Source organism: Paraburkholderia sp. (assembly GCF_035501035.1).
Classification (GTDB): domain Bacteria; phylum Pseudomonadota; class Gammaproteobacteria; order Burkholderiales; family Burkholderiaceae; genus Paraburkholderia.
Genome location: NZ_DATJWR010000308.1, coordinates 1 through 8,706, shown reverse-complemented (window position 1 = coordinate 8,706; position 8,706 = coordinate 1). Strand labels below are relative to the sequence as shown.

The following is an 8,706-nucleotide window of genomic DNA, read 5'->3' as shown; positions in this document are numbered from 1 at the left end:
CACACCGTTGTAATCGAGCGTGCCGACGAGCGTGTCGCTGCGCACTTCGAGTTGTGGCTGCGCGAGCGTCTTCGGAAAGCCGAGCAGTTCGCGGCCCGCCACGATAGCTGGCAGGTTGTCCAGATACATTGCGTGCGTATATCCTCTTCATAATGCCTTTTCTTGACCCGCCTGCCTTACTACAACCGAATCCCTCCGATTGCAGCCTCGATTTCAGCCAGGTAGGCAGCCAATACCCGCGGCACTTCATGCATGTAGAAGCTGACATGTTCAGGCTCGCGCACGAAGACCATCTGCATGACTCCAGACGCGATGGCATGGAACATTGCCGCATAGCGTTCACGATCGGCAGCACCGAGCGTCGGCAGGCGGGCGCTGAGCACCGTCCGGACCGCGCCGATGAAGTTCTCTGACAACCTTCTGCCCTGCAACAGTGCAAAGAAATCGGGATGATTCTGCACATAGTCGATATAAGGCCCCACCCCACGCGCGATCGCCTCCGCCGGAGAAAACTGCTGCCAGACGTTGGGCGCTGTTGCGCTGAGCGCCAGGTTGATCTCGCGACCGGCAGCCTCATGCCGGTCAATCAGCGCCCGCATCACGCTATCCCGATCTGGGAAAAAGTGATATAGCGAACCGATCGACGTCTGCGCACGGCGTGCCAGCCCGTGCATCGTCAACGCAGCCAGCCCTTCCCCGGCGATGATCGCAGCAGCAGTATCGAGGATCGCGTCGACTCGCGCCTGCCCCCGCGACTGACTGGGTCGGCGCGCAGCAGGATGGTGCCCCGCTTGCGCTGACGATACCTGTCGCCCATCTTTCTTCCCGTCCTTTACATCCATCCGCTTGCTCCCGCGTCAGTCCTGTCCCCCAAAGACACTTTAACCAAGACTGGACACAGCCGTCTAGTTTTATAAAAATAGACACTTTCGTCTAGTTTTGCCTGAACAACGACATGCAAACGTTTTCCGCACTGGTTGCCTGCGAGCATTGCGACAGCGTCTTCCGCCGCTACGCACTGGCCCCGCGCGAGGTGGCGCGCTGCAAACAATGCCAAGCCGTTCTGTATCGTGACAGCCGGCTCGATGTGAACCAGTGGCTCGCTCTGACCATCGCCGCAGCCATCGTGTTCGTGATGGCCAACACCTGTCCGGTGATCCGCATCAGCCTACAGGGCGTGCATAGCGAGACCACCCTCTGGCAGTCCGCTGTGGCACTGGCGCACGGCGCGACCACACCCATCGCGGTGCCAACCGCGCTGTCGATCATCGTGGTGCCGTTTATGCAGATCACGCTGCTTGTCTGGGTGCTGGCATTTGCCCGTACCGGACAACGCGCACCGGGGTTCGCCCGGGCAATGAGGATGCTCGTCGTGCTCCGGCCATGGAGCATGATCGAGGTGGGCCTGCTCGGCATCCTCGTAGCCATCATCAAGCTCTCCAGTTTCCTGCAGGTTGCCCCTGGCCCCGGCGCCTGGGCCACGGCCGCGCTCTTGGTGCTGACCACACTAACCGCTCGCCGTGACATCCACTGGCTGTGGGAATGGACTGATCCCGCGCGCGCAGGTGGAACTGAGGCATGAGCAGGCCTCCACGCACTCAGCAACTCGGCTTGATCGCCTGTCATGCGTGCGGCCTCGTCTGTCACCACATAGTCGGCGGGAACGAGCACGTACCGTGTCCGCGGTGCGGGACTGCCCTGCACCGACGTCGCCCCGACAGCATCACGCGCGCATGGGCCTTCCTGATCGCTGGCCTGATTTTCTACATCCCAGCCAGCATGTTGCCGGTGATGTACACGGACCTGCTCGGTAACGGCAGCGACAGCACCATCATGCACGGTATCGTCGAGTTCTGGAAAGCAGGCTCCTGGGCCATTGCTTTCGTGATCTTCATCGCCAGCGTAGCCGTGCCCTGCGCCAAGTTCCTGGTTCTCGGGCTGCTGCTGGCAACCACCCAGCGACGCAGCCGCTGGGCCATGCGCGAGCGCGCCCGCCTCTACCGGCTGGTCGAACTGGTTGGCTACTGGTCAATGCTCGATGTCCTGGTAGTGGCGATTGTCTCCGCGCTGGTCAAATTCCAGGGGCTCAGCGATATCGAGCCGCGTATCGGCATCCTCTTCTTTGGCATGGTGGTGATTTTCACCATGCTGTCCGCAATGAACTTCGATCCCCGGCTGATCTGGGATGCTGACGAAACATGAATCCTGTATCTGACAAAAACCCGCCCGAGCCGCATAACCCGGCCGTGACCCGAAGCCGGTGGCGGGTATCGCCCGTCTGGCTAGTGCCAACGGTCGCAGCACTGATCGGACTATCGATGGTGATCCACGCCTGGCTTTCCTCTGGCCCGGAAATCACCATCTCGTTCAAGACCGCCGCAGGGCTGGACGCTGGCAAGACGCGGGTCAAATACAAGGACGTGACAGTGGGAACAGTGTCTTCGGTCACCCTGGCCGACGACGGCTCGCACGTGGTCGCCAAAATATCGCTCGCAAGAAGCGCCAGGAGCCTCGCGCGCGCGGACTCGCGCTTTTGGGTCGTGCGCCCGCGCATCGACATCGGTGGCATATCGGGAGTGGATACTCTGCTGTCGGGCGCCTATATCGGCGTAGACACCGGCTCAGCGAAGACCGAGCGCACAGCGTTTACTGGACTGGAAACGCCGCCCGCCGTTATCAACGGAACGGCGGGCAAAAGCTTCGTAGTTCATACCATCGACCTCGAATCGCTGGATATCGACTCGCCGGTCTACTATCGGCACATCAAGGTGGGCCGCGTCGCATCGTACAAGCTGGACGACGATGGCCGCGGCGTCAGTCTCCAGATTTTCATTGCCGCCCCCTACGATCGCTTCGTCACAACGGATACCTATTTTTGGAACGCCAGCGGGGTTGACATCTCGCTTGGCGCTGACGGGTTCAAGCTCAAGACGCAATCAATGGCGACGATCGTCGCGGGCGGCATCGCATTTGCCGCCCCCGAACGGAGCAATAACGCTCCCGCGCCGGCCGATACCCAGTTCGTCCTGGCTAAAGATGAGCAAAGCGCCATGGCACCGCCCGATGGCCCGGCACAGTACATCCAGCTGCGCTTTGAACAGTCGCTGCGCGGATTGTCCGTGGGTGCGCCCGTGGAGTTCTCAGGCATCAACATCGGGCGCGTGGTTTCAATGAATCTCGACTACGACGCGAGCAGACAGCGCTTTCCATCGGTCGTTGGGATCGAAATTTATCCGTACAGACTCGGACCTGTGGTGGCGAAGCTGCCGAAGATCGAAGCCAACATCGACCAGCAGGACGCGCAGTTCCTCAGCCAGATGGTGGTGCACGGCCTGCGCGCGCAAGCGCGCTCCGGCAACCTGCTCACCGGGCAGCTCTACATCTCACTCGATTTTGTACCTCACGCCCCGAAGGTCACATTCAACGCCAACGCACGGCCGCTGACGCTGCCCACTGTCAGCGGCGGCTTCGACCAGCTGCAGGAGCAGGTGGCCAGCATCGTCAGCAAGATAGACAAAATACCGCTCGAGTCGATCGGCCACCATCTCGACACCAGCCTCTCGGAACTTGACGGCACGCTCAAGCAGATCAACGGCCAGGTGTTGCCAGAAACGACGCTGACCTTGCGGCAGGCCCGTCAGACCTTCGGCGCAGCGCAGGACATGCTTGCCGAAGATAGTCCGCTGCAGCAGAACCTGGGGCAGACGTTGCAGGAATTGCAGCGCACTGCCCGCTCAGTGCACATGCTCACAGATCTGCTGAGTCGTCATCCGGACGCTTTGCTTCGCGGCCGCACAGCCGATCAACCGCTGGCGGCCCCGGAACTGCGCTCGAACACTGCGACTTCACAGGAGTCGAAACAATGAATTTTTCAGTCCGTCCCGGCATGATCGCGCTCCTGCTCATGCTGGACGCCTGCGCTTCGGCACCGGTGCACTACTACACGCTGGTTTCACCAGCCACAGAAGCGCCCTCCACACAACAGGCAGCGCCATTTGTGATCGATGTTTTGCCGGTCGGCATTCCCGCCCAAGTGGACCAGGAGCAGTTGGTAGTACGGCAGGGAGACAGCAGCATCGCCGTGCTGGACGATGAGCGCTGGGTTGCGCCATTAGGCGATGAAGTGCGTGTCGCATTGTCTGCCGGCCTCGTGCATCGCCTCGGCATCCAGGACGTCGCCGGGCTTGCCCGGCCGGCCGGCAAGCCCGTGCTGCGGATCAAGCTTCAGGTCCGTCGCCTCGACGCCTGGCCCGGACGCGGCGTGCAGCTCGAGGCAGACTGGAGTGTGAGGTTCGCGGACGATGCGAAAGACCTTCATCTGACATGTCACAGCGAGCTGCATGAAGCAGCGCCGGCCGGCTACGCCGGGCTGGTGCACGCTCAGCAACGTGCAATCGCCGCACTGGCTGACCAAATCGCGGGCGATGCGCGTAAATGGGCGCAGTCGCGAAACAGCAATTGCGCGCCGTACGCCTGACGGTATTGTCAACTCATTAGTCAACAGCATCACTCCGGAGAAATAGAATGAGCAAGCACTCCGCATTCGCCACCAACGCTGGCACGTCGAATGAGACGACCGAAGCAACGCTGGCGGCGCTAGCCACACATATCCGCGAGTTCATCGAGCAAGGAACACTGGACACCCGCTGCGCCGCGAAGCTGGTCAAGCAACTCAAGAAAGAGGCGGAGGCCGTTGCCGACAGCAGCAAGGCTACGAAGCAGCAACAGAGCGAGCTCAAAAATGCCTTCGGGGCCGTCGATGCAGCGCTGCGCGACCACGAGGCGAGGCTGCTTGTTAACGCCCATGCCACGCTACGCGCAAAGGACGGCGTTGAGGGCGCCGGGCAACCGAATTAGTCACACCGTTTCGAGGGAAGATGGCGGCACGGGGCCATTCCTCAGGAGGAATGCCAGGCTCTGTCCTGCCGTTGGCCTCTGGAACTCGCCTGCCCTCAGTCGAATTGGTTTGAGCTTTGTTTTTGAATGGTTTCCATGTTTCAAGCACGATCGTCGTTATCGTTTCGAACCCGCTGTCTGACCCGGCTTGTCGGCCGCAATGCGGCGAGTTCTGAGTGGCACTATCCCGACGAAATTCGTCATGGCGCCCGGGTATGAAGGTTCGCGTGAACGCTACCGTGCGCCGCACGCTAAGCCAGAAGCATCACAAGTCCAACACCCCCGCAGAATTCGATCGGCCACCCACCAGAAAACTCGCCGAACGACGCACCGCGTCATCGATCACTGGCGCGCGAGTGGCAACATCGCACAGTAACAACTTAGAAATGCAAGAACAGGATTGGAAACGTCGGCTCGAAGAGGATCTGGTCGATACCTACGACGAAGAACTTGAAATGGAGCGGGATGACCGAGCCACCAGCGGCGAGGAGGCGTTCACCGATGAGCAGCGTGAACGGCGCAAAAGCTATTTGCGCGAACTGTTTCGCCTGCAAGGCGAACTCGTCAAGTTGCAAGACTGGGTCGTGCATACCGGACACCGGCTCGTCGTGATTTTCGAGGGCCGCGATGCGGCAGGAAAAGGTGGGGCCATCAAGCGCATGACACAACGGTTGAATCCTCGTGTCTGCCGCGTGGCTGCCTTACCCGCGCCGAATAATCGCGAGCGCACACAATGGTATTTCCAGCGCTACGCTGCGCACTTACCGGCGGGCGGTGAGATCGTGCTGTTCGATCGAAGCTGGTACAACCGCGCGGGCGTCGAGCGTGTGATGGGATTTTGCACTGACGACGAATATGAGGAATTCTTCCGGTCAGTGCCTGAATTCGAAAAGATGCTGGTCAGAAGTGGGATTCAGATTATCAAATACTGGTTTTCGGTTTCTGACGAAGAACAGGAGGTGCGTTTTCGCGCCCGCATCAAGGATCCGCTCAAGCAGTGGAAACTCAGTCCGATGGATCTGGAGAGTCGACGTCGCTGGGAGGCATACACCCAAGCCAAGGAATTGATGATGGAGCGCACGCATATCCCCGAGGCGCCTTGGTGGGTGGTACAAGCGAACGACAAGAAACGCGCGCGCCTGAACTGCATCCATCACTTGCTCAGTCAGTTACCGTATTACGAGATCGAGCGCTCGACCGTGCAGCTCCCTCCCCGGGTCCATCACGACGACTATTTTCGGCAACCGGTCCTTTGCAGCATGATGGTCCCTGAGGTGTTCTGAGCGGAAGTCTAACTCAAAGCGAGCGCGCCGCCCTGCTCAGTCCACAAACTTGACCAGGGGCAGCGCGTCCGCGAATCTCACCCCCACATCGAACATTGGGGCGAGTTTTCAGCCGATCGGTTGTGAGCGAAATTCGACAGGATAGAGGCCGGGTTATGCGGTTCGAGGACCGTGATCGTTAAGGAAGTGACTTTGCTCAGTCGCAGAGTAAGGTCGCTCAGATGTCGCCTCTCGCCTGATAGCCGACGATAACGCTCGAAATCGTGCGACTCCGTCGCCACAGAGGGAACCCCGGCGTGCAGTGCGAACCGCTTGCCGGGGCCGGACTCAGGACGCCATCAGGCCAGGTCGAAGCGGTCGAGGTTCATCACCTTGGTCCAAGCCGCCATAAAGTCCTCGACGAACCTCTGCTTGGCATCGCTGCTGGCATAAACCTCTGCCAGTGCCCTCAGCACAGAGTTGGAACCGAACACCAGGTCGACGCGGGTGCCGGTGTACTTCACTTCGCCGCTCGCGCGGTCACATCCCTCAAACAACTCGGCCGTCGCATCGGTGGCCTTCCACACGGTACTCATGTCGAGCAGGTTGACGAAGAAGTCGTTGCTGAGCACGCCGACCCGGTCGGTGAACACGCCGTGGCGGCTGCCGTCGAAATTAGCTCCCAGCACGCGCAGACCGCCAATCAGCACGTTCAGTTCCGGTGGAGTCAGCGTGAGTTGCTGGGCCTTGTCGATCAACCGGGTCTCAGTCGTGGGCCGGTTTTGTCGCGATAAGGCGTGGCGATGAGATGCACTCCTTGTCAAATAGGAATCCTTATTTGGTAAGCGAGTAAAATTGGTCGGCAGGTGTCTGGGTCAAACCGTCGGTCTGCATTTGCCCCTTGGCGATCATGCGCATCTATATGCCGCCGAGCAGAATGCGAGCACATCGGAAACTCTTGAAGCCCATCATGGGTCGCGTTCGGCGTTTGATCGCCCGATGATCCTGGTCGGGTAGCAGCAGCGCATTGCTGCGCTGCTGCCCCCGAAGAACCGTACGTGCGCCTTTAGGAGCATACGGCTCAAGCCTCTACAAAGGCATCTATCTACACCCGGTAGCACAACTTCATTTTTCCGGCGTAGTGCGGATTTCTATGGCAATTGAGATGGTTAACCTGGAGGTTGCTGGCTGCAGCTGTCCCGCCATCGGCTTGCTTCACAATATGCGTAACATCCCAGCGGGTGTTCATTGTGATGGGCTGCTGACAGTTAGAACACAGGCCATCTTGCCTTAGCCAGACACGGTACACCGCCGCGACCTCGCACCGAGTTCAGCATCTTCTGGCCCCATCGGGATTCGAAGTACGGCGCCCATTGCGGATCGTGCGCATTGGCGCCCGCTTTGATCTTGACATGCCGTTATATTGGCGTGTCCGACTCTTGCAGCAGGGTGAGCTCCCGCTTCGTTCCATCCTCTTGTTTTTCTGTGACGGTAAATACCCAGTTCCGGGTGCCTCGGGTCGGCCACTGCCGGCCTGACTTCATGTTCCAGCCACTCTTTCGAGTGGCCGGTAATAATGAGTCGAGTCACCCGCCGGCCACCAGTTCGTCAAGCTCGCAACTTTAACCCATTCCCCCGCGCCTATTTGCACCAGAACCACAGAACCCACGATCGTCACAGCGCCTCCCAGAACCCGGCAATCGATCGGCGACAACGCACGCCAATTAAATAATTTTTCATGAAATCGAGATCCGCCCCCCACCGGCACTCCGCTACCCTTCCGACCGTGTTTTCAATTTTCAGTCTTTGCTCCAGTAACAACGGGCTTCCGTGAACACGCGTCGAATACGAATGGGTAGAGTAGAATGTCGCTTTAGTACTCCATCCGATAACGTATCGCGTCGCGCGTCCGCCTTGGCCGGAATAACTGCGGCGTTCGGAATGATCATGTCCAGAGTGCTGACCATCGAAGATGATGAAATTACCGCGAGAGAAATTGTCGGCGAACTGAAAGACCGTGGCTTTACCGTCGATTGGGTTGCCAACGGTCGCGAAGGAATGGCACGCGCTTTCAGCGATGATTACGACGTCATTACGCTTGACCGGATGCTGCCGGGAGTTGACGGCCTGACAATCCTCACAACGATGCGCAGCATCGGCATTCAAACCCCGGTGCTCATGCTAAGTGCGCTTGGTGACGTTGACGAGCGCATTCGTGGCTTGCGTGCAGGCGGCGACGACTATTTGACGAAGCCCTTCGACCCCGACGAGATGACGGCGCGCATCGAAGTACTGTTGCGTCGCCGGCAGGTGCGACCGGCACAATCCGAACTGACGTTGACGGTCGGCCCCCTGGAGCTCGACCTGATCGCCCGCACTGTCAAACGCGACGGCGAAGAGATCGCACTGCTGCCGACTGAATACCGCGTGCTCGAATACATGATGCACCACGCAGGTCAGACGATTACGCGGACCATGCTGTTCGAAGCAGTGTGGGGCTATCACTTCGACCCCGGCACGAACCTGATCGATGTGCACATGGGCCGCC

General features: G+C 59.7%; 9 protein-coding genes and 3 pseudogenes. 7 read left to right on the top strand and 5 right to left on the bottom strand.

The window, feature by feature from the left end:
* Together VMJ11_RS22615 and VMJ11_RS22610 are read right to left on the bottom strand one after the other, a co-directional pair.
* A pseudogene (locus tag VMJ11_RS22615) lies at positions 1 to 144 on the bottom strand (acetoacetate decarboxylase family protein); the annotation flags it as partial.
* A gap of 35 nt (positions 145 to 179) precedes the next feature.
* Complete coding sequence (locus VMJ11_RS22610; RefSeq protein ID WP_325621943.1) at positions 180 to 842, bottom strand: TetR/AcrR family transcriptional regulator; 663 nt, start codon at positions 840 to 842, stop codon at positions 180 to 182.
* Between the two features lie 113 nt (positions 843 to 955).
* On the opposite strand from VMJ11_RS22610, the gene VMJ11_RS22605 reads away from it, so the two are divergent.
* The 6 genes from VMJ11_RS22605 to ppk2 all read left to right on the top strand — a co-directional run bounded on the left by VMJ11_RS22605 (position 956) and on the right by ppk2 (position 6,179).
* Complete coding sequence (locus VMJ11_RS22605) at positions 956 to 1,582, top strand: paraquat-inducible protein A (RefSeq protein ID WP_325621942.1); 627 nt, start codon at positions 956 to 958, stop codon at positions 1,580 to 1,582.
* Positions 1,579 to 2,202, top strand: coding sequence for a paraquat-inducible protein A (locus VMJ11_RS22600; protein ID WP_325621940.1), 624 nt, complete (start codon positions 1,579 to 1,581; stop codon positions 2,200 to 2,202). Before VMJ11_RS22605 ends, VMJ11_RS22600 begins: the two co-directional genes overlap by 4 nt.
* Positions 2,203 to 2,318: 116 nt before the next feature.
* Positions 2,319 to 3,866 (top strand): intermembrane transport protein PqiB, encoded by a 1,548-nt coding sequence (locus VMJ11_RS22595; protein WP_325621939.1) that lies wholly within the window; start codon positions 2,319 to 2,321, stop codon positions 3,864 to 3,866.
* A complete protein-coding gene (locus tag VMJ11_RS22590; protein ID WP_325621937.1) occupies positions 3,863 to 4,477 on the top strand; it encodes a PqiC family protein in 615 nt (204 codons plus the stop codon). Before VMJ11_RS22595 ends, VMJ11_RS22590 begins: the two co-directional genes overlap by 4 nt.
* A 47-nt stretch (positions 4,478 to 4,524) precedes the next feature.
* Entirely contained in the window at positions 4,525 to 4,857 is a 333-nt protein-coding gene (locus VMJ11_RS22585) for a hypothetical protein (RefSeq protein WP_325621935.1), read from the top strand.
* Positions 4,858 to 5,282: 425 nt separating this feature from the next.
* On the top strand, positions 5,283 to 6,179 hold the full coding sequence (ppk2, locus tag VMJ11_RS22580; protein ID WP_325621945.1) for a polyphosphate kinase 2: 897 nt from the start codon (positions 5,283 to 5,285) through the stop codon (positions 6,177 to 6,179).
* A 338-nt stretch (positions 6,180 to 6,517) separates the two neighbouring features.
* On the opposite strand, the pseudogene VMJ11_RS22575 reads toward ppk2, so the two are convergent.
* The 3 genes and pseudogenes from VMJ11_RS22575 to VMJ11_RS34530 all read right to left on the bottom strand — a co-directional run.
* Positions 6,518 to 6,919: pseudogene (locus tag VMJ11_RS22575) on the bottom strand (catalase-peroxidase); the annotation flags it as partial.
* A gap of 73 nt (positions 6,920 to 6,992) precedes the next feature.
* A pseudogene (locus tag VMJ11_RS22570) lies at positions 6,993 to 7,169 on the bottom strand (IS6 family transposase); the annotation flags it as partial.
* Positions 7,170 to 7,263: 94 nt separating this feature from the next.
* Positions 7,264 to 7,467: an HNH endonuclease gene (locus tag VMJ11_RS34530; protein ID WP_414694454.1), complete on the bottom strand. Its 204-nt coding sequence runs from the start codon at positions 7,465 to 7,467 to the stop codon at positions 7,264 to 7,266.
* Positions 7,468 to 8,105: 638 nt separating this feature from the next.
* On the opposite strand from VMJ11_RS34530, the gene VMJ11_RS22565 reads away from it, so the two are divergent.
* A partial coding sequence (locus VMJ11_RS22565; protein ID WP_325621933.1) for a response regulator transcription factor occupies positions 8,106 to 8,706 on the top strand: 601 nt, incomplete at its 3' end.